The organism is Kothea flammea, from assembly GCF_052161645.1.
Classification (GTDB): Bacteria; Planctomycetota; Planctomycetia; order Pirellulales; family Pirellulaceae; genus Laterigemmans.
In genome coordinates this window covers 857,852-878,122 of sequence record NZ_CP197414.1, presented here as the reverse complement: position 1 = coordinate 878,122, position 20,271 = coordinate 857,852, and the positions used below count along the sequence as shown (strand labels likewise).

Annotated in this window: 14 protein-coding genes and 1 pseudogene; 3 read left to right on the top strand and 12 right to left on the bottom strand. The window is 60.3% G+C overall.

Features of this window, described 5'->3' with window-relative positions; genetic code table 11:
• Positions 1–187 precede the first annotated feature (187 nt).
• Positions 188–1,795, top strand: a pseudogene (locus tag SH139x_RS02970) (serine/threonine protein kinase).
• A 41-nt stretch (positions 1,796–1,836) separates the two neighbouring features.
• Here SH139x_RS02970 and SH139x_RS02965 read toward each other — a convergent pair.
• The 3 genes from SH139x_RS02965 to SH139x_RS02955 all read right to left on the bottom strand — a co-directional run bounded on the left by SH139x_RS02965 (position 1,837) and on the right by SH139x_RS02955 (position 7,047).
• The gene (locus tag SH139x_RS02965; protein WP_488353796.1) at positions 1,837–4,245 is read right to left on the bottom strand and encodes a hypothetical protein; all 2,409 of its coding nucleotides are present in this window, start codon (positions 4,243–4,245) and stop codon (positions 1,837–1,839) included.
• Positions 4,242–6,644, bottom strand: a complete 2,403-nt coding sequence (locus SH139x_RS02960) for a vWA domain-containing protein (protein WP_488353795.1) — start codon at positions 6,642–6,644, stop codon at positions 4,242–4,244. Before SH139x_RS02960 ends, SH139x_RS02965 begins: the two co-directional genes overlap by 4 nt.
• 142 nt (positions 6,645–6,786) lie before the next feature.
• Positions 6,787–7,047, bottom strand: coding sequence for a membrane or secreted protein (locus SH139x_RS02955; RefSeq protein WP_488353794.1), 261 nt, complete (start codon positions 7,045–7,047; stop codon positions 6,787–6,789).
• A 487-nt stretch (positions 7,048–7,534) separates the two neighbouring features.
• Between SH139x_RS02955 and SH139x_RS02950 the strand changes: the two genes are divergently transcribed.
• The gene (locus tag SH139x_RS02950; RefSeq protein ID WP_488353793.1) at positions 7,535–8,614 is read left to right on the top strand and encodes a ribosomal eL19 family protein; all 1,080 of its coding nucleotides are present in this window, start codon (positions 7,535–7,537) and stop codon (positions 8,612–8,614) included.
• 30 nt (positions 8,615–8,644) lie between these two features.
• Here the strand turns inward: SH139x_RS02950 and SH139x_RS02945 are convergent, their stop codons facing one another.
• The gene (locus tag SH139x_RS02945; protein ID WP_488353792.1) at positions 8,645–9,544 is read right to left on the bottom strand and encodes a dihydroorotate dehydrogenase electron transfer subunit; all 900 of its coding nucleotides are present in this window, start codon (positions 9,542–9,544) and stop codon (positions 8,645–8,647) included.
• A gap of 21 nt (positions 9,545–9,565) precedes the next feature.
• Positions 9,566–11,074: a pseudouridine synthase gene (locus SH139x_RS02940; RefSeq protein ID WP_488353791.1), complete on the bottom strand. Its 1,509-nt coding sequence runs from the start codon at positions 11,072–11,074 to the stop codon at positions 9,566–9,568.
• A gap of 230 nt (positions 11,075–11,304) precedes the next feature.
• On the opposite strand from SH139x_RS02940, the gene SH139x_RS02935 reads away from it, so the two are divergent.
• The gene (locus tag SH139x_RS02935; protein WP_488353790.1) at positions 11,305–12,315 is read left to right on the top strand and encodes a PfkB family carbohydrate kinase; all 1,011 of its coding nucleotides are present in this window, start codon (positions 11,305–11,307) and stop codon (positions 12,313–12,315) included.
• A gap of 39 nt (positions 12,316–12,354) precedes the next feature.
• Here the strand turns inward: SH139x_RS02935 and SH139x_RS02930 are convergent, their stop codons facing one another.
• The 7 genes from SH139x_RS02930 to SH139x_RS02900 form a co-directional block, all read right to left on the bottom strand.
• The gene (locus SH139x_RS02930) at positions 12,355–12,567 is read right to left on the bottom strand and encodes a hypothetical protein (RefSeq protein WP_488353789.1); all 213 of its coding nucleotides are present in this window, start codon (positions 12,565–12,567) and stop codon (positions 12,355–12,357) included.
• A 170-nt stretch (positions 12,568–12,737) separates the two neighbouring features.
• Positions 12,738–13,784: a Gfo/Idh/MocA family protein gene (locus SH139x_RS02925; RefSeq protein WP_488353788.1), complete on the bottom strand. Its 1,047-nt coding sequence runs from the start codon at positions 13,782–13,784 to the stop codon at positions 12,738–12,740.
• A gap of 90 nt (positions 13,785–13,874) precedes the next feature.
• Positions 13,875–15,206, bottom strand: a complete 1,332-nt coding sequence (locus SH139x_RS02920) for a Gfo/Idh/MocA family protein (protein ID WP_488353787.1) — start codon at positions 15,204–15,206, stop codon at positions 13,875–13,877.
• Positions 15,207–15,473: 267 nt separating this feature from the next.
• Complete coding sequence (locus tag SH139x_RS02915) at positions 15,474–15,635, bottom strand: hypothetical protein (protein ID WP_488353786.1); 162 nt, start codon at positions 15,633–15,635, stop codon at positions 15,474–15,476.
• Positions 15,636–15,690: 55 nt separating this feature from the next.
• Positions 15,691–16,599 carry a DUF58 domain-containing protein gene (locus SH139x_RS02910; protein ID WP_488353785.1) on the bottom strand — a complete coding sequence of 303 codons (909 nt, stop codon included), beginning with the start codon at positions 16,597–16,599 and terminating at the stop codon, positions 15,691–15,693.
• A complete protein-coding gene (locus tag SH139x_RS02905) occupies positions 16,556–17,608 on the bottom strand; it encodes an AAA family ATPase (RefSeq protein WP_488353784.1) in 1,053 nt (350 codons plus the stop codon). The genes SH139x_RS02910 and SH139x_RS02905 overlap by 44 nt, the downstream gene beginning before the upstream one ends.
• Before the next feature lie 233 nt (positions 17,609–17,841).
• Complete coding sequence (locus SH139x_RS02900) at positions 17,842–20,238, bottom strand: outer membrane protein assembly factor BamB family protein (protein WP_488353783.1); 2,397 nt, start codon at positions 20,236–20,238, stop codon at positions 17,842–17,844.
• Positions 20,239–20,271: the final 33 nt, after the last annotated feature.

The window sequence follows — 20,271 nt, the reverse complement described above, 5'->3', positions numbered from 1 at the left end:
AAATCCCCCCGAATACATCAGCCCAGCCACAACGAAGTGGAGTCAGTCGCCCCCCAAGCTGTGAAAGGCCATTTTCCACAGTAGCCAATTCCCAAGAAATCTCGATTTTTCTGTCTCACAAACGACCAGTTTTTGCCATCGAGCTAATAGCAACTTGATTTTTTCTCTGGCAGCTAGGTGGGCGCTCATGAGACCTCATATGTCAAATGTCACTTCTCAAAGTCGCACGACCTCCACGGAGTCATCGCAGCCATCGCGATTGAACTCGCAGAGCGGTTGCACTCCAGCCTTTGCATCCCGCAGCGGTTCCACCCTACCGCCTTCGCTCGAGCAATTGCGGCAGTTCGCCGACGGCGAATACGCTTGGGGGCGTTTACTCGGTGAAGGGGCGAGAGCGGCTGTGTACGCGGCGACCGAGTTAAGTTCGGGGCGCTCGGTGGCTATTAAAATCCCCAAAGAAAGGAGTCCAGCGGCTAACCGGGCAATCAAAACCGAATATCGCAACCTTCGCCAACTAGCACAACGATCGATCGTTTCCGCACACCGCTTGTTGAGGTTTGCCGGGGGTTACGCTTTGGTGCTGGAACCGCTGCGGGCTGCCCCATTGCTGCCCACGCTGCGGAATAATTTGACCGCCAGCCAGCTGCCCGATCTGAATCGCCTCCGCGAGGTGCTGGTCCCCTTGTTAGAAGCTTTGGCAACGCTGCATGGGCGTGGCTGGATCCACGGCGACATCAAACCGGCTCACATTCTTTGGAACAACGAGGGGCAACCATGCTGGATCGATTTCGAGACAGCCACCCGTTGTGACCGCCCCCTCTGATCACCCGCCCGCTTCCGCACCGATGGTACATTTGCCTACTTGGCCCCCGAAGCGATCGCCGTGCGGCAACCGCAAACTGCGAGCGACATTTTTAGCCTCGGCCGTCTGTTGGCAGTCTGCCTATCAGGACGCCTGCCCTCCTGGGACCCCTCGCATTCCGAATTACGCTGCCAACAACGAATTGCTTCGCAGTTGCCACACGATACTCCGGCGGAACTGCTGCAGCTCTGCGTGGAGATGCTCAACTTTGACCCGGCCGAACGACCCTCAGCAGACCAAGTGCTCGCCAAACTGCGAGGCGAAAGTACCGCAGCGGCAGATGCGACCACTGCGGAGAATGCAATGCCTGAGGAAAGCACCCGTTGTAAAGCCGTGCGGGTCGAACACGGCGAAATTCTTGATGAGCATTCCCCAGCAGGCCCCCGAGTAGTCCGCTTGGAACGCAACTCGCTCGCCCCCGAAGCGATCGACGATGCGCTGGCTCGCACCCCAGGCGATTCTCCGCGACTGCTGCTGACCGCTTGGTGCGAACGCAGTGGCGAGACAGCCTTTCCCAGCTTGGACCCGATCTTCGAACAACTCGGCGATTGGCTCGGTTGCCTACCGGCCGCCGTCCGCCAAGCTTGGACGCCACCTTGCGAAAGCGCCCTGGCCGTGACCAGTCCCGAACTGGCGGAAACGTTCGGACTGCCTACGCCGGCACCGCGGCAAGCCTCCGCGGCCGAAATCGAACAAGCAACGAATTGCTTAGTTCGTCTATTGGAGTCAATCGCCGGCCAACGCCGCCTAGTGCTCGTGCTGCATAACGTCGAATGGCTGGATCCAGCCAGCGGCCGGTTGCTGAATCAATTGCTCAGCCTGCCCAAACGCAACGACGTCATCGTGGTGGCGACGACTGCCAACCCGGCTGCGATCGAAAGCAACGTGGCTGCGCAAACGCTGCTGCGAAGCGCGCACACGTCCGCCCAGTAAGCTAGCTAACCCGCCCGGCTAGCTAACCCGCCAGCGGCTCATCAGAGCGAGCCCCAGCGGCGGCGCAAAATCCATTCGCCACACAGCAGCCCGAACAACAGCGTCGCCACAGACCAGTGGTTCCAAATCGGCTGCGGCGGCAAGGGACGGATGCGAATCGCGCGGCCGGCGGGGATTGCCGAGAGCAGTTGTTGGGGACCGTCGGCCACCCGCACATCGACTCCACCGGTTTGCTCAGCCACTGCCGCCAACATCGCCACGTCAACGACCGAGTCGCGGAGTTCGGCAGCATCATCTTGCACGACGAAGTAATCAGCGGGCGGATCGGAGGCTCCCAGAGGTCGCGTCATCACGGCCCGGTAACTGCCCGCAGCAAGGCCCTCGATCAGGCCTTGAAAGATGCCTCGGCCACGTTGGTCGGGCAAGGCGGTAAAGTTCTTCACATTAGCCCCGTCCCCGGCGACGGCGATCTCCACTTGGCCACCCGCCGCAGCGGTCATCGATGAATCCAACTGGACCGTAAAGGGAATTGCCACGCCGCGGCGAAATCGCTCGCCCAAGACTTCCAAACTGGCCGCCTGCTGGCCTTCTCGATCGCGTCGCCGAGCCAGCCCGCGGACCATTTGCAACCAATATCGCTCGTAGTAATCGGCTCCGATCCCATCGCCGCGAAGTCGGAAACTTTCATCGGTTAACTGCAACCACACTTGCCCGTTGCCGACCAATTGGCTGACCACGATCGGTCGCGGCGGTTCGGCTGGAGAGCGGGATGCCGCTTCGAGCAAGACGCGGGCGCCGGCTCGCAACCGCTCCGCCTCGGCCAACCAATACAGCGGCGGCACCCGATTCCAAGGTTCCGGGCCCGCGGCGATGGCTAAATTCGGCAGGCCCCGCCCCAGCGCCGTCAGCTGCCAAGCCAATGGTTGATCGGCAGCCCGCGGCATGACAACGGAATCGGGTTCGACCGGCAACAATTTGCCCAGCGGAGTCCCGGCCAGCGCGGCGGGAAGATGATCCGGCCCCGCCACGACCACCAACGAGACTCCCCGCTCGACGACCAGCTCCGCCAGTTTCGTTTGCAGCACCGTGCCCAGCGCGGCCGGATTACAGTCGCTGAGGATAATCAAATCGAGACTCTCCAATGTCTCCGAATCGACCGGCGGCAAACGGGCCGCCGCGCGATCTTGATCGGCGTAGCGAGGATCGCCCTGCTGCAGAACGCTGATTAAATCCACCAACGGTCGCGTCCCGTCGCGATTGGTGGCTCGCTCGAGCAAGTGTTTCAAAAAGCGGAACTCGTAACTGGCCGCCCCCTGAATCAACAACACGCGAAATGAATCGTCGCGAACATCGACCGTCACGACCCCTTCGTTGTCCTCCACCGCCACTTCGCCCGCCAGCGGTTCGACGCGGACCCGCAAATCTCTCAAACCGGCTTGCTCGGCCAAAAACGATAAGTTGACAACTTCGCTCCGCTCACCACCGCTGGCCAACAGCGAAGCATTCTCACTGCGAATCGCTTGGGAAGCCAATTCGCGTCCCGAACTTTGATCGATCAGAGTCACCCGCGTCGCCTGGTCACCCGCCGCCGTCCACTGGATGCGAGCCATCACGTTGACCGAGTCACCGACCATCGCGGTCGATTCCGCCACCAGCTCACTGAGCGCCACTTGAGGTGGTGGTTCCGTGCTGCCGGTATGGGCAATGATCAGCGGCAAACGCAACGTTTTCGCGCGAGTGGCCGCTTGTCGCAACGACTCGCCGGCGGTCACCACTCCGTCGCTCAACAACACCACCGCCGCCGTGGAACGCCCGCGTTGAGCTTCCACCGCGGCCATCAAATGATCTCCCAAACGGCTCTCCCCGCCGGTCGGCTCACTGGTTCGCAGCTCGGCGACCAACTCGGCCACGTCGCTCGGTAAATTCTCCCGCTCGGCGCCAACGGTCAGCAACCGCAAACGATACTCCTCAGCCAGCCGCTCCAGCAACTCGCCATCGCCCGTGGTCACCAATTCCACGACCGCTTGCCAACGCGTTTCTTCAGCCGCCGATTGCTGCTCCGCACCTGAGGGCAACTGCATGCTTTCGGAATCATCGATCAGCAAAACCAAGTCGGGCAAATCGGTCTCAAAACGAGCAATTCGCCAACCACCGAGCATCCAGCACAAGACCACGACGACCAAAGCCCGCAACGTCCACAACGAGAATGCCCGCCTCCAGTTGACCTCTGACAGCGTGCTACCAGCAGCTGGCAGTTTGCGATCACCAGTTGACAGATACTTGCCAAACTGCAAGCCGGTCAAAGCCAACAGCAAACTGATGCCGAGCAACCACACCCAGCCGACGTCGATCGGCCAAGCAGATTCCAGCCGCCAATCGACACCGCGTCCGGCAGCTTGAGCTGGGAACTGAAATAATATCAACTGAAACATCTGCAAGGGGGCGTTCAATATCTCCCCTCCAAGCAACGGACGAGGGTCGATTCGGCGATCATTAAGCCCAAGCCGGCCAACAACCAATACCAACCCAGCTCGCCTAAGGGAACCTGCTGGTCACCCGCCGACGCGCCACCAGCAGCCACGGCCGGTTGCTCCGCGGTGCCGGTTGGTGGCTCGTTAGCCTCGCTATTTGGTGGCTCGTTCGTCGCGGCAGTGAGTTCCCCCAGCTGATCGTCACTGATTAGCCTAAGAGGTTCGGGCAAGCGATCGAGCTTTGCCAAATCGGCTTCGCGAGGATCGTGATTAACAACCGCCACCAACTCACCGGCGGCCGGTCCGTCGGCCCAGCGATAGACACCGACTTGCCGTGCTAGGCCAGCACTCCAGACCGCGCTGCGTCCGATTCGCGAAGTAATTTCCACGGGATAGTTTTCATCCTGTTCGTTCACCAACTGGGTCCCCATCTCGCTCTCGGGCGTGCGTCCAGCGAGCGGTGTGCCAACTTGAAAGGCTGTGGGGAAGGGTGTCGAGACGCCCGCCCACTGAACCATTTCTTGGACCAACGGCACGAATACCGGCCACGCGATCATCGCGTTCCAGGGCTGGTCGCTATCGCCCGGGCCGGGTGGCGAGCTGACAATGACTTGTCGGCCGGCGGCCCCGTCGTCGCCACCGCGAGTCGCCAGCAGTGGCCAACTGACGCCACCGCTCGGATTCGCATCCTGACCACCGTCGCTGACCGTCAGCACCGCTTGCCATTGATTGCCCAACTGCAAAGCCCATTGTCGAAACACTGGCAACGTCAACAAACCGGCTCCTGGAAAGGGCTCAAACGGGGCCACCAAGGGACTGGCGTAGCCTTGCGGATCAATCACCGACTGGTTGAAGTTAAGCAGCCACTCGGCCCGCCAACCTGCCGGGCTGGACGCGATTTGCTCACCACTCACTGGCCCATCGCTACCTGATAGCCAGCTGGGCCCCAGCCACCAAACCACCCCCCCGCCGGCAGCCAAGTGCTGTTCCAAACGGTTCGCTTGATCGGAGGTCAACGGAGCCGGATCGGACAACATCCACAAGTCATATCGTCCCAGCGCAACCCGCGCGAGATCGTCCCAGCCGAGCAAGTCGGTGCGGAATGAATCGCTGCCCGGCAGTTGCTCGCCAGACGCCTGCAGGGCCAACTTTAAGAACCGCGTGTCGGCTGGTGTTTGCCCGAAGATGGCGATGCGAATTGTCTCTTGGCGATCAACCAATTGACGAATCTGGTTATCCGCGGGCAACGCGTCGGCAACATCGATTTGGACCTCCAGCAGCTGTCGCCCGGGGCGAAGGCGAGTGGACCAAGCCAACGACCGACGCTCGCCGGCAGAAAGCGCCGCGAAGGGTTGCGAGCGATCAACGCGACCATCCCTAAGTAATTGAGCGTTCCCGGCGGGGAGGGACGATTGCCCTGCTCTGGCCGACAGTCCCCCGCGAGAAGCGGCGAATTTTGACACCAAGCCTTGCGTCCCGGCCCCTTCGGCTCGATCGGCCGGCAACACCTCAAACTCCAGCGGGATCAAATTCAGGGCAGCTTGGGGCCCCGGGGGAGCACAATCGACGACCCAGTAGTTCAGCTTAATAACTGAACTACCCGCCGCTGAAGTGCCCGCCGCTGAAGTGCCCGCCGCTGAAGTGCCCGCCGCTGAACTACCCGCCGCTGAAGTGCCCGCTGCTGAAATGCCCGCTGCTGAAGTGCCCGCTGCGGAAGTGCCAAAGTTCGCGGATTGCTGCCAGCTGACCTGCTGCAAGTCGCTGAAAAAGATCACATCGACCGGGCCACTCCAGCCCTCATCGACCGCCGTTTGCACTAACTGTTCCACGGTGCCTTGAGCGGCTGGCAGATTGGCAGTTCCATCACCGGGTTGCATTCTCAGCAGTTCGGCCGCGACGGCTTCGGGGAGAAAACTGGGGCGCCGCACGATCGCCTCAGCCGCTTGTTCCATCCGCACCAACATCAGGCCGTCGCCACGTCGGGCCGCGTTGCAAAGGCCTTGCGCGGCCTGTCGCGCGCGATCAAAGCGGGTGGCGGGTGGTTGTGCCGTGAATGCTCGCATCGAATGGGAGGCATCGAGTACCAAGACGCGCAATCGTGGCGGCTGGTCGTCACCGTCAGCAGCCGCTTTGGGGACGGCGAGTTGGGGACGTGCCAGGGCGACGGCGATCATTAACACGGCGGCGACGCGGAGCAACAACAGCAATAATCGCCAGAGCTGAAAGCGGCGCGCACGCTGGGCAATCGCGGCTCGCAAAAACCCCATCGCCCCCCACTGGATCGCTCGGTGTCGGCGGCGACGCAACAAGTGGAGCACGATCGGTACCGCCGCCACACTCCCCCAAAATAACATCGCTCCCGCCGCGAATGGCCCCATGCGAACTCAATCTCCTGATAACTCGGGCAAATCAACCCTCGTCACAACACGCGCGGGGGCACCGCCTGAATTATAGTCATAATGCGTCCGGCTGACCGCTGCGGCAAATGAGTACCGGCGAGCGAATGTACCGGCGAGCGAATTAGGGACGCGTCCAGATTTGGCTTTGCGGCACAATTCGGTTGCGGACCGGCTCGGGCAGGGGTTGAATAAAATCGCGAGGCCGGGCACCCGGATCATCGGGGCCGATGTCGCGTTGCGGATAAGGATCGTGCACCAACGCTTCACTTTGCTGTTGATGGATCGTTCCCTGTGGCGTGAACGGCCACCAACGCCCCCCTCCGCAACCGCTGGAAACAACCAGGGTCGTCAACAATAAAGCGACATAGATGTGGCGGCGCATGACTACTCCCGCGGGATCATTCGTGAAGGTTGGGTGGGAAGCTAGGCTACAAACGCCCCGGAAATCAACTCCTACAGCTCACCCGCTGGCGACTCAATAGCAATCGTCAACCGGAACGCTTAATCGGGCGGTCCCTAGTGGATGATCGTCATCGCCCCGCCGCGATGTCTCGCGTTTTGCTTGCCAACGCCGCCTTTCTCGATAAACCGGGTCCACCTACGACCGCAGCTCCGGTTGCAACAGCCGGGCGGAGTCTGCCCCCCATTCCCTGGATTTCAGCCTTGACAGTCAGTCGCGTTAATTCCTAACGTCCGCGCGGCCGACCACATGTCTGCCGCTGCGTACTGGTCCGAGAAAGTTTGCCGTTTAGGTGAAGAACTCGGCGGTGCTGTTCCGAATAATCGCTATAAACCACTCGTTTGGTCCCGCCACCAAACCGCCTTTAAAACCAGACTCGTGGGTTTCTGTTGCCCAGAGGAACCGAATTATGCAAATCCGAATCGCCAATCGAAACTCGCTCCAACGGTTGATGTTGGCTGGCTGCGCCATTGCGGTCGCTTCCTCGACCGGTTGCAAAACAGGCTCGCCATTGCCTGGTGCAAGTCTATTCGGTTGGAATAAAACTCCCTCCGCCGAAATGCTTGCCGGTCAGGGCCCCAGCACCACTTACCCAGCACCACCAAGCAGTCAGCTCAACCCCACGGCGATCGCTTCGACCGCTGCCGGCACCGGCGCACCAGCAGGCGGCACCGGCACATTTGGTGATGTCGAAGCGTACGCGGGCACGACAGTTCCCAACTCGGCTGCGACAGCCAACGGGTTTGCGATGGGCAACTCAACTCCCGCGACGCCAGCCGGGTTCGCCGGAACCGCCAATAGCTCAACTGCCACCAACGCGGTTCCCAGCTACGGCAATACGATGCCCAGCTACGGCAACACGCCGGCGAGTTACGGTAACATGCCACCGAGCTACGCCAACGCGGCCCCCAGCTACGCCAACGCGGCACCCAGCTATGGCAACACACCGCCCAGCTATGGCAACACACCGCCCAGCTACGGCTATACACCACCAACCAGCGCCGCGCCCAAGAGTGGCTACAGCGGCGGTCCGCAGTACGCGGGCGTAGCAGCAACAAACTCGCCGGCAGCAAACTCGCCGACAGCGGCTCCCAACTACGGTTACACGCCAGCGGCGGGCGGCCCCAGCGGTTATCGCACAGCGGACGCTTCGGCTGCTCCCGGATATTCGGCCCCGAACATGGCAACCGGCGGAGCAACCTCCAGCAGTCCCACAACCAGCAGCCCGCCACCCTCGAATTACGCCATACCCGATTACGGCACGATCAGCACGGCGACCGACAACCCGTATGCCATGCCTTCCACCCCATCCACAACCGATTCGCAAGCGTCAAGCCCAGCGGCTCAAATGGCAGGCGGTGCCAACGCCACCGAGAGCAACAGCTCATCGGTGACTCCAACATCCGGCTATCGTCCCGGCAGCACCTCGGGAGCGACGTCTTACCCCAGCACGCCGTACACCACGCCTAGCGGTTCCATGTTCCGCTAAGGAATCAGCCGGAACGCGTTAGCGCCTGGTTCACCAAACTATTTGCGTGGCGTCGAAGATGGGTCCTTCGACGCACGTTCGTTTATAGTCCCAAAGTCCATCAGGCTGGCGGACGCGAGCCACGCAAGTAAAGCAGATGCCGATGCCGCAAGCCATCGGCGTTTCCAAAGACACCTGGCAAGGCAGCGACCGCGTGGCGGCGACTTCGGCCACCTTGGCCATCATGATCTCGGGACCACAAGTGACCACGCGACGCGTGTGGGTAACTTCATTCTCAGCCGGTCCCAACAACTCCGCCAACACATCGGGCACTCGCCCGTGATGCCCTCGCGATCCATCGTCGGTGCACAATTCCAGCCGCATCCCAGTGGCGGCAAACTGCTCCAGCGAAGCAAACAAATCGCTCGACCTGGCCCCATAAATCATCGTGACCCGACGCGCATACCCGGCGGGCCTCTCAAGACCAGCAGTCAAAACGCCGGCAAATTGCCGCCGGCCTAACGCTTCCGCTGCCAACAGCAACATCGGCGTCTGACCAATCCCGCCGACGGCGATCACCAGTTCGTCGACCGGATCCGGGGCAAAACCATTGCCCAGCGGACCCCACAGCGAAACTTCCGCGCCCACTCCAGCGGCGACCAAGGCGGTGGTAAATTTTCCCTTGGCGACAAACACCAAGTCGACCCCGGCGGGCTGACCCGCGGCATCGGAGTAGACGTCATAAACAGCCAGAGCGCGGCCGATCAAGGGATCGCTCAAGCCGGCCAACCGCATCATCACAAATTGCCCCGGAACGACCAACTGGGCGATCCGCGGCGCGGCTACTCGCACCCGATAGGTGTCCCGCGCCAACGTCTCCATTTGCAAAACTGGCGTCGTCACCTGCACCGCTTGATCGGCACAGTACTGAGGCTGAATCCCTGCACTCATCGGTTGTTCCTTCCGCTGAAGTTATTTGCCACCACGCTTTGGCCCGCGATTCCCACCCCCGGGAAACTTCCCTCCCGCACCACGTTTGCCGGTCGGAGCAGAGCCTTTCCCGCCAGTTGATTTACCACCAGCTGATTTACGACCTGCCGATTTGCGACCCGCTCCCCGATCGCCACCGGTCGCTTTCCTGCCAGCCGAACGCCCCGCCGAACGACCTGAGGAGCGCCTCGCAGCCGGCTCGTCAGCGGCCGGAGAATCGTCGCCGATGATGGTCCCGCGGACCTTCGAGTCGCTGGCCAGCATGGGGTCGACCAAACCCGGTTCATACAGTTCTCTGCCGGCCCGCTGGCCCCTTGTCTCGGAACCCTTCGCTGCGGCCCCCTTAGCTGCGGAACTCTTGTCCTCAGTTCCTCGCACTTCGAATTCCTCGCCGTCGTCCTCCGCCAAGGCGTCTGGCTTGCCAGCCGGCTTGCCCTGCGGCGACTTGCTCCGCGGCGGCTTGCGAGGGCCGGCGACTTTCGCATCCCGACCTGCCTTCGCCCCCTCATCATCGGACTCGAAACCGTCGGCCGCACGTCGCGACTGATGAAAGACTTCCTCACGCAACCGCCGCAGCTCGGTGGCAGTCACGGCACGGTAAGCCCCTCGCGGCAGCTCTCCCAACCGCAGCGGACCCATCGCGACCCGTTGCAAGGTCAGCACCTTGTGCCCCAAGCGAGCGAGAATGCGGCGAATCTCTCGGTTTTTCCCCTCGCGGAGCAAGATCTCCATCTCGGTGGCTTTGCCCCGATGCTTCAGCACTTTGGCGCCATCGACCGCGACTCGCCCCTCGGCGATATAGATGCCCTTTCGCATCTCGGCCAATTTCGCGCTGTCAACTTTGCCAGCCACCGTGACGCGATAGATCTTGCGGACGCCATATTTGGGATGCGTCAACTGCTGCGCAAAATCGCCGTCATTAGTCAGCAGGATCAGTCCCTCGCTGCTGCGATCCAAACGCCCCACGGGGAACACCCGCTCGCGTTCTTGAATCAAGTCGATCACGCGCGTGCGGCCTTGCGGATCCCGATTCGTGGTAACCACCCCGGGCGGCTTGTTCAAGAGAAAATAGACGTGACGCTGCCGCTTGACCGGCGACCCGTCGACGAAAATTTTGGCCGTGCTGGGATCGACTTGAGCACCCAGCTGGTCGACGATTTTGCCATCGACTTCCACTCGCTGTTCCGTGATCAATTCTTCGCATTGCCGGCGGCTGCCAAAGCCGGCCGCTGCCAACACTCGTTGCAAACGCTGCGGCCCAGCAGACGCGCTGCCGGCCCCGCTAGGTTTGCCGGCCGCCTGTTTTCGCGGTGGTGGTCCGGCTCGCAGGCTGGGATCGACGACCTCAACCGGCGGCTGTGTCTCGGCTGATTTCTTGCCGGCCGATGGCTTGCCACCTACTAATCTTTTAACGCCAGATTGCTTGCCGCCAGATTGTTTGGCGTCTGGTTTTTTGGCGGATGTTTTTTTGGAATCAGATCGACGCGGCACGTTAACTGCAATGATGAAAGGGGAAAGTGACGACTAATGGGGCCAATCAGACGAATCGGGACCAGTTTGGATCAGCTCAAGCTCAAACGGGGGGATTCGATAAATCCGGTGGGTCCGTGGCAGCCAGCGTCTCTATGCTCACAGTATCGTTACTTGCGGCCGATCGTCCAGGAGGATGCTTGACAGCAATCGGAAAAAAGACTCGCCGATTCGCCTGAACGGCCGATTTGGTGCCCGCTGGCCGATTTGCTACGATCTGTCCTGCAGATCTTGACGAGTCCCCACCAACCGCGGCGAATCTATTGAACAGCGAGCAAGCGAAAACCAAGATTGTCGGCATTGGAGAAGTGCTGTTTGACTGCTTTCAAGACCACGCCACGATGGGCGGCGCCCCGTTGAACGCGGCGCTTGTGGCGCACGCGCTGGGTGCCCCCTGGGGACTCGCCGGCCAAATGGTCTCCCGCATCGGTCCTGATGCCTTGGGGCAACAAATCGTCGCTGCATTACGACGTCGCGAGCTGGACACTTCGTCCATCCAACACGATCCCACACACCCCACAGGCACCGTCCAAATCGAACTGATCGACGGAGAGCCCAATTACGAATTCGTCTCCAACGTCGCTTGGGATCATCTTCAGTGGTCACCCGCGGTCGAGCATCTGGCCGCCCAAACCGCCGGCGTGACGTTTGGTACTTTGGGCCAGCGGGCCGCAATCAGTCGCACGACGATCCAGCGATTCCTGGCGGCGTGCCCCACCGCGATCAAATTCTTCGACGTCAATTTGCGAGGTGACTATTACAACGCCGATGTGTTGCGAGCAAGTTGCCAGTTGGCCGACGCTGTCAAACTCAACGAAGAAGAGTTGCAAATCGTGTCCAACCTGCTCGGCTTGAGTGACGAGCAATTGCCTGCTAAAGAACTAGCTGAGGCTGATCTGGCGATTCGGCTGATGGACCATTTCCAGCTGCGGGCCGTGGTGCTGACGCACGGCAGCCAAGGGACTGAATTGATCACCGCTCGCGGCCGCTTTACTGGTCCCGTGCCAAAGTTCCCAGCGGAGGCCGACAGCGATCCCGTGGGTGCCGGCGATGCCTGCGGAGCCACTTGCCTGTTAGGCCTAATTCAAGATTGGCCAGAAGAACAAATCGTTATCCGCGCCAACCGCGTGGGCGCTTTTGTCGCCAGCCACCGGGGTGCCACGCCGCAACTCGACGCGACCGAATTGCTTGCAACCGAGTGAAAAACGACTCCAGGCAAAGCGGGGAAATAACGTCGCGGCCTACACCAGGGAGTCAACCGTGACCCAGCTTTCTTCCTGGGCCATGGCAATATCGATGCAGCGAGCCATCTGCGTTTCCAACTCGTAATCGCTAATCGGTTCACCCTCGGCCGCTTGATTCTCCATCTCCAGCAGCTCTACCAATGAATCGATCCGCAGAGTTGCCGATTCTAATAACGCCTGGGGGTCAGTCGCTGTGGGTCGATCAGACATGCCGGAATTCCTCGACGGGCGAGCAAAGTGAATGTGAGAGCAAGGCCAACAAAGCGGCAGTGGAGTGCCCGTTTTTGAATGAATAGCTCAGGCTCCGCAGCGAGGCAAATTTGAAATCATAGTTTTTCAGTAATTTGCCCGCTGATCAGTCACTTCTTTGCATCATGCAACTATTGCTCAAACTGCTTGAGCCGCGTGGCAGCCTGCTGTTCCGCCTGTTCACGCACGCTGGCCAGATCGACCGGTTTACCACCAGCTTGCTTGCTGGCATCGGCCGCCGCCATGAAGGTGTACAGCTCTAAAGTCTCGGCGGCCGCGATCGGCGATTGGCCACTACGAAAGAATTTGGCAATCTCCACGACCAAAGGCCGGTAACCATCATAAGGCCCAATTTCCCCTTTGCCCGTCTCGCCAAAGGCCGTGCCGCCGTAACCACCACTGCCGGCGCGGATTCCGCGGAAGGTGCCGATCCGACCATCCTCCCACTTGCCAACGACCAATTCAAAATCATCACTGGAAGTCCGCGAGACTTGCTGGCACCCCGTTCCCATCACGGTGTACAGCAATTCCACACCATGGATGCCGTACCAGAACAGATCAGCATGACTCGGCTCGAGCGAGCAGGGACTGTAGGCATCACAACCTAACACCTTGCCATATTTGCCTGCTCGGATAGCTTGCGCATTGGCCGCATATCGCAATGATGAACTGGAAAACATCGGCACCTTATATTGCTCAGCAGCGCGGTAAATCGCCACCACATCGGGCAATTGCGCCGCCGCCGGTTTATCAATAAAGACCGGCTTGCCCGCTCGGAACACGGCTAACGCTTGTTCCAAATGGGGTCCGCCGTCATTCGTTTCCAACAGCACACCATCGACGCGTTCTAGCAAAGCATCAAGCGAATCGACGATCTCGATCCCCATCTCCTCAAACTCTTCGACATACTTGGGGATCCGACTGGAACTCGATTCAATCTCGCGGCTCCCATATGGATAAGCGGCCACCACGCGACAGCCGAGCATCTCGGGATCGGCCGGCTCCCGATTCATGGCTTTGGTAAAAGCGGGAGCGTGCGAAGTATCGAGGCCGATGATACCAATCTTCATGATCTCATTATCCTCCGCATGCACGGTTGCCGAAATAAAACAACTTAGCAACAACACCAAACCGGCAAGACTCAAACAACGTTGAAAAAACATATGAGTTAACTTCATGATAATATTTTCAAAGGAGAAACAGAGTCGCCTTTCGTACTTACATACTTTCGACGGAGCGAAAGGCGACTTTCAAACAACGCTGGTCACTTACCCGCGGGGGCGCCAACCATCGGCATACTCGCGGCCCCACAACACGGCGGCTGGTTGGTTATCGAGAATGTGTCCGTCCTCGGGACGCGTCTGCAAGGTGCTGCTGGTGCGATAGGCAATATTTCCCAAATGACATAACAGCGTGCTGCGATGCGCTTCTTGAATATCAGCGTTAGGTCGCCGCCCGTCGCGGATCGCGGTCAGGAAATCATCCAAGTGATCGGCGTCACCACCACGATCGGTATGCGTCTCCACCTCCTTGCCCCGAATATCAAAAATGGTGTAGCCCGGATCGTGCACGATCAACGAGCCTTCGGTGCCATGAAAGCTAATCCCGAAACCACTATCGTGCGGCCCCAGGGGGGACCAACTCAAGCCCTCCCAAGTGATCGTTTTTTGCTCGGGAAAATCAAATGTCACCATCATCGTATCGGGCGTTTGCTGATCATCTTGGTGACGATATTTGCCACCGCCGGCGGTGACTCGTTGGGGATAGGTGACCTCCAGTCCCCACCTCGCCACGTCGATCGCGTGGACGCCGTTGTTCCCCAGTTCGCCGTTACCCCAATGCCAATTCCAATGCCACTGGTAGTGCACAACGTTGTCGCGATAATCGACCCTGGGAGCTGGCCCTTGCCACAGTTCCCAGTCGAGCCACTGCGGAACTGGCACAACTTTGCCGGTCCCAACCGGGCCGCGACGATTGTTGTACCAAGTGCGAGCGTAATGCACTTCGCCAATCACGCCCTCATGCAGTTTGCTGATCGCCAGACGAATCGCCGGCCAGCTTCTTCGTTGGCTACCCATCTGAACCACGCGATCATGTTGTCGCGCCGCGGCAACCGCCCACTCACCCTCCTCGGCGGTGTGGCTACATGGTTTTTCGACATACACATGTTTGCCCGCATCGCAACCCATGATTGTGGCGGGAGCATGCCAATGATTGGGGGCTGCCACGATCAGCGCATCGAGTTGCGGATCATCCAACATGCGACGCACATCATTGGTCGTTTGCGGTGCTTTCCCCTGCCCTTCCAGCACACGTTTGGTAACGCGTTCCAGGGCGCGTGAATCGACATCGCAGAGATAAACCACCTCGGCGTCGGCGGCCGCCATAAAGCCACTGGCCAAAGCACTGCCGCGGCCATTCACTCCCATGATTCCCACTCGAATCGGCTTGCCTTCACCCTGGCCGCGGGGTGCGGCTTGGGGACGTGGGGAGGCGACCAGTGATTGCGAACCAGCGGTCAGCGAAGCGGCTGCAATGGCCACGGAACCTTTGAGAAAAAGACGTCGGTCACGAAGCGGGGTCGCTGTGATAGCGGGCATCGGTGGGTCTCCAAAAAGAGCGGAGGAAGGTGGGTGTAGATGCTCAGTATAACCGACCATCACCCCAGCAGGACACCAGCAACCAGCAACCAGCAACCACCAGCCACCAGCCACTAGCCACTAGCCACCAGCCACCAGCCACCAGCCACCAGCCACCAGCCACCAGCCACTAGCCACTAGCCACCAGCCACTAGCCACCAGCCACCAGCCACCAGCCACCAGCCACTAGCCACCAGCCACCAGCCACTAGCCACTAGCCACTAGCCACTAGCCACTAGCCACCAGCCACCAGCCACCAGCCACCAGCCACCAGCCACCAGCCACTAGCCACCAGCCACCAGCCACCAGCCACCAGCCACCAGCCACCAGCCACCAGCCACCAGCCACCAGCCACCAGCCACCAGCCACCAGCCACCAGCCACTAGCCACTAGCCACTAACCACTAGCCACTAACCACTAGCCACTAGCCACTAGCCACTAGCCACTAGCCACTTCTCTCTAACAACTCCGGCAAGCGAAAACCGAGCGGTTGGTCGCTCCTAAGTTCCCAACAAGCGGCCGCCGCTTCGCGACAAGCCAGCCGCAACGCCTGACGGTGCGATTGAAACTGCTCGCGATACGCTTGGGCAATTCCGCGGGCGTCGGCCGTCAACGCGGGCTCGCCCTCCAAACCCAAAAATTCCATCGTCTCGCCATAGGGAAAGTCCTCTTCGGCCGGGTCAACAACTTGCACCACAATCACCGGTCGCCTGGCAAATCTTAGCGCCCGCAGAGCTTTCACAAGCGGTTCGATGGGATCAAAAAAATCGCTGATCAAAATCACCAAACCACCTCGCCTGGTGGCCTGCACGGCGTCGATGATACGAGCGGGCAAATCCACATCCCCGGGCTCCACATCCCCCACCGTTTGCACTTGCTCCATGGCCGTTGCCAAAGCCATCAACTGCCCCGTGCCTCCGCCGCTGGCGACTCGCGGCGTGACCTCCTGGCCGACCGTCGTCAGCGCTACGCGATCGTGATTTTCGATTGCCACAAAAGCCAACGAGGCGGCCACTTGAAATGCAAATGTCAGCTTATCATGTTTTGCATCCGGACCACGAAAAGCCATCGAGCCGGTGTTGTCAACAATCAATTGACAATCGAGCGTCGTCTCATCTTCGCGCTGACGCAGATAATATTTGTCGGTCCGCCCCAAAACTTTCCAGTCGAGTCCCCGCAGGTCGTCACCCGGCGAGTATTGCCGGTGCTCGGAAAATTCAACCGCTTGACCGCTGCGGGGACTGCGATGCGCGCCGACCAGCAAGCCATCAGCCGCGCGGCGCGAGCGGAGACGTTGGCCCCGCAGTCGTTCAAGCACCTGTGGGTCGAAGTACTTTTTCCAAGCCTCTTCCATCGTCCAATGCCTTTTCGTTGGCTCTAACAAAACGAACTGCGCGGGCGATAATCTCGTCCACCGAAACACCATCCGCGCCCGCGGCAAAATTAGTGCGAATCCGATGGCGCAACACCGGCAGCGCGACCGCTTCGATGTCTCTCCGCTCGACCACCAAACGCCCATCGAGCGCCGCCCGCGCTTTGCCACCCAAAGCGAGAAACTGCCCGGCTCGCGGTCCGGCTCCCCAGCTTACATAGTCGCGAATTTCAGCGGGTGATGTGGGAGAATCTGGACGTGTGCAACGGGCCAACGCGACGGCGAAGCGAGCCACCGGTTCGGCCAGCGGGACGCGTCGCACCACGGCGGCCAACTCCAACAGTTCCACGCCGCCGGTGATCTGATTCAATGCCTGCTTCTCTCCCGTCGTCGTCTCCATCACTACTCGCAATTCATCATCCTCACTCGGATAATCAATGCGAATATCAAACATGAAACGATCGAGCTGAGCTTCGGGCAACGGATAAGTTCCCTCCTGCTCGATCGGATTCTGAGTCGCCAGCACGAAGAACGGCGTCGGCAGCGTGTGCTTCTGCCCGGCCGCCGTGACTTGCCCCTCCTGCATCGCTTCCAATAGCGCCGCCTGCGTCTTGGGTGGAGTTCGGTTGATCTCGTCAGCCAGCACAATGTTGGCAAAGACGGGCCCCGGGATAAAGCGAAATTGACGCTCACCGGTCGCCCGATCCTCCTGCAACACTTCGGTACCAGTGATGTCCGAAGGCATCAAATCGGGTGTGAACTGAATCCGGTTAAAGTCGAGCTGCAACGATTCCGCCAAGCTGTGCACTAACATTGTTTTTGCCAACCCGGGCACACCGACCAACAAGCAATGCCCGCCCGATACCAAAGCGGTCAAAACCTGGTCAATCACTTCCCGCTGACCAATGATGCGTTTGGACAATTCAGCCGACAGCTGAGCGTAAACTTCCGCCAGCCGCTGAATTTTTTCTCTATCACTGCCACTGCTCATGAATGACTCTATCAATGCGATCAGGTTCGAGGGTTCTTGCGAGGGAATACAAGCCTGTCAGGAACCGCCGTTAGCGGTTTTGGCGCTAGCCACCGTTCGTTAGCGGTTTTGGCGCTAGCCACCGTTCTGGCGCGGCTAACTAGTTTGGTTCAAAACGGGAACCGCGGCTAGCGCCATCGCGGCTAACGGCAGAACGACTCCCATATTACCACACGTCAGGCTGTCGCTGGTTCTCAATCCAAACTCTTAAATGCGGCGATCGTCGATCCTTGACTCATCACTAGCACGCCATCGGCGGTGATCAAATCGCCGCCGCGCAAGCCACTGGCCGCTAATTCGATTCGCCGCAGCGGCCTGGGCACGATTATTCCCATGCCCGACTGGCTGGCCGGCTTGGCGGCAAAGATCCAAATCGCGTCATTGGTCGGCCAATAAATTTTATCACCGGCCATCAGCCCGCGTCCCGCTCGCCGCGGCTGGGGCAGCGCGCCGTGCGGCTGCCGCGAACTGCCCGCGGGCCATTGTCCTACGACCAATCCCGTTTGCCGATCAATCCAAGACAACGAATCACCACCGGCGATTAACCACTGGTCTTGGCGGCCCAAAATCTGGTCGACATCATCGACTTGCCCAGGCTCGCTGGCCCAGACCACGCAGCCCGTGGCCACATCCAAGCCGAGCAAACGATCGAGATCCGCTGCCATCACAATCGCCAGCGGCCCGGCAATGGCAATCGGGCTGGAGCGTTTCACGGCCGCGCGGCGACGGCGTGGATAGCCACTGTCAGCTAACTCAGCCCGCGGATACCGCAGCAACCAACGCAACGCTCCATCCACACCATCGATAGCGGCCACCACTCCGCCATCCCCCTGATAATAAACGGTCCCTTCGCGATAACTGACCACGGCATGCCCCAGGCGATGGCTGGAGGTCTGCACCAGCGGTCGCGCCGCGCCGAGGGTGGGGGACTGAAATAACAGAGCTCCGCTGGCAACATCAAAACAGGCGACCGAAGAACGTTCGTTGGCTTGATCGCGTTGATTCACCCCCACGTACATCCGCTCGCCGACAATTAACGGAGCCCCCTCAAATTCGTAAAAAGCTTGCCGCTGGGGCACGCTCCACTGAGCCGGATAGCCATCGAGCAGCCGCCCCTCTTGCCGCAGATCCAAGACAGCCAATTGCGATAAAGCTTGCGTCGGCCGCGCGACGGTCAACCACCCCGACTCGGGCGGCCCCAACCTCACTGCAACTCGTCCGCGAGCCGCCGATAGCGAATACTGAGGACGGCGATCGACAGGCAGTTCACCCGCCACCGGTCGCAAAGCGGCACCCCGTGGTGAAGCAAATAAGGGCACTCCCCGCTCCCCCATCGGCCATGGCTGGCCACTTTCCAACTGCCAAGCATAAATCGCATCGCCCGCTTGGCCGATAACCAAGCCATGATGAATGATCGGCCAAATGTCTGCCGCCGGTCGCTGATCACGAAGTCGATCCGCAGTGGTCGTGGCCGCACCTACCGGTGGTTCCGTTGGTAAAGTTCGCGGCACCGTTTCCACGATATCCAACTCCACTCGCCAACTCGGCAACAACGGCAACTCACCCAACGCGGGAGCCTGATAAATTCGCCGGCCATCCTGCCCCAACGTCGACCACTGCCCACCAGCCGCCCGTTCAGGGGCAGAGTCGATTGCCCGTAAGGCCTCGGGCAGCGGCATCGCTTTGCCTCCGAAGACTACTTCCGCATCGGCATACCAACCAGCCAGCAACTCGGCCAGCCGCGTGGCGGTGACCCGCTCTCCGGCTCCTCGATAGGCGATTACCAAACGCAACCCAATCGCTGCCGGTGGAAGATCGGACCCCACGTAACAACCCAGCGGCCAAGCAGCTGGCGATTGTTCCGCAGACAGCAAATAAGTTCGCAGCTCGGCAAACTGCGCTGCGTCCAAACCGGCCAAGATAAACTCCCAACCCAGCCCCGCCACCTCAGCCGCCGCAAGCTTCTGCTCTGCAACACCGGGAGCTGGCTCAGCGACGGCCTGCCAACGCGGATCAAGCCGTCGCAGCGCGGCGATCGCAGTCCAGTAATACCCGCGCCGCAGCGCCAAGTCGGCAACTGCCAATAACGCATCATCCCCGTGGCTGGTGGCAAGAAAGCGATCAGCCAAGCTGCGTGCTAAGGTCAAATCATCAGCAGCAAACGCCGCTTCGATTCGCCTCCTGGCCGTTGCATCGACCCGCTGGCGATACTCTCGCAACACCGCCGGATGCGAAACTCCCCACCGCAACAAACGGTCGTTCAGAAACATCGCGAGCGGCACGTATCGCACCAAAGCTTCTCCGCTCTCACCGTTGGGTGTGACGGCAATCATCCGCCCAGCGGCTTCGTCCAGCGTCTGAACCAACAAATCGACGACCGCCTTCGCCTCGCCCTCTCCTTCCGCAATCAATTGGTCGATTTGCTGAAGCGCCAAACGTTGCGCCGTCGTGATTTCCTCGACGACCGTGGCCGAGCTCTCCGCACGCACCGATTGACAATCACTCAGCCAACTTGGCACCAGCCAACCTGGAACGAACCCTGCGATGCAGCACCAGACCAGCACTCCAATGATGACAGACCAGCCACGCATGACGATTCACTAAATGAGGAACTTGGCGGCCAA

Coding starts and splice junctions, on each gene's coding strand:
- SH139x_RS02905 (WP_488353784.1), bottom strand. CDS start 17,608: ATGAGCAGTGGCAGTGATAGAGAAAAAATTCAGCGGCTGGCGGAAGTT.
- SH139x_RS02920 (WP_488353787.1), bottom strand. CDS start 15,206: ATGCCCGCTATCACAGCGACCCCGCTTCGTGACCGACGTCTTTTTCTC.
- SH139x_RS02955 (WP_488353794.1), bottom strand. CDS start 7,047: ATGCGCCGCCACATCTATGTCGCTTTATTGTTGACGACCCTGGTTGTT.
- SH139x_RS02945 (WP_488353792.1), bottom strand. CDS start 9,544: ATGAGTGCAGGGATTCAGCCTCAGTACTGTGCCGATCAAGCGGTGCAG.
- SH139x_RS02960 (WP_488353795.1), bottom strand. CDS start 6,644: ATGGGGCCATTCGCGGCGGGAGCGATGTTATTTTGGGGGAGTGTGGCG.
- SH139x_RS02930 (WP_488353789.1), bottom strand. CDS start 12,567: ATGTCTGATCGACCCACAGCGACTGACCCCCAGGCGTTATTAGAATCG.
- SH139x_RS02910 (WP_488353785.1), bottom strand. CDS start 16,599: ATGGAAGAGGCTTGGAAAAAGTACTTCGACCCACAGGTGCTTGAACGA.
- SH139x_RS02900 (WP_488353783.1), bottom strand. CDS start 20,238: ATGCGTGGCTGGTCTGTCATCATTGGAGTGCTGGTCTGGTGCTGCATC.
- SH139x_RS02950 (WP_488353793.1), top strand. CDS start 7,535: ATGCAAATCCGAATCGCCAATCGAAACTCGCTCCAACGGTTGATGTTG.
- SH139x_RS02925 (WP_488353788.1), bottom strand. CDS start 13,784: ATGAAGTTAACTCATATGTTTTTTCAACGTTGTTTGAGTCTTGCCGGT.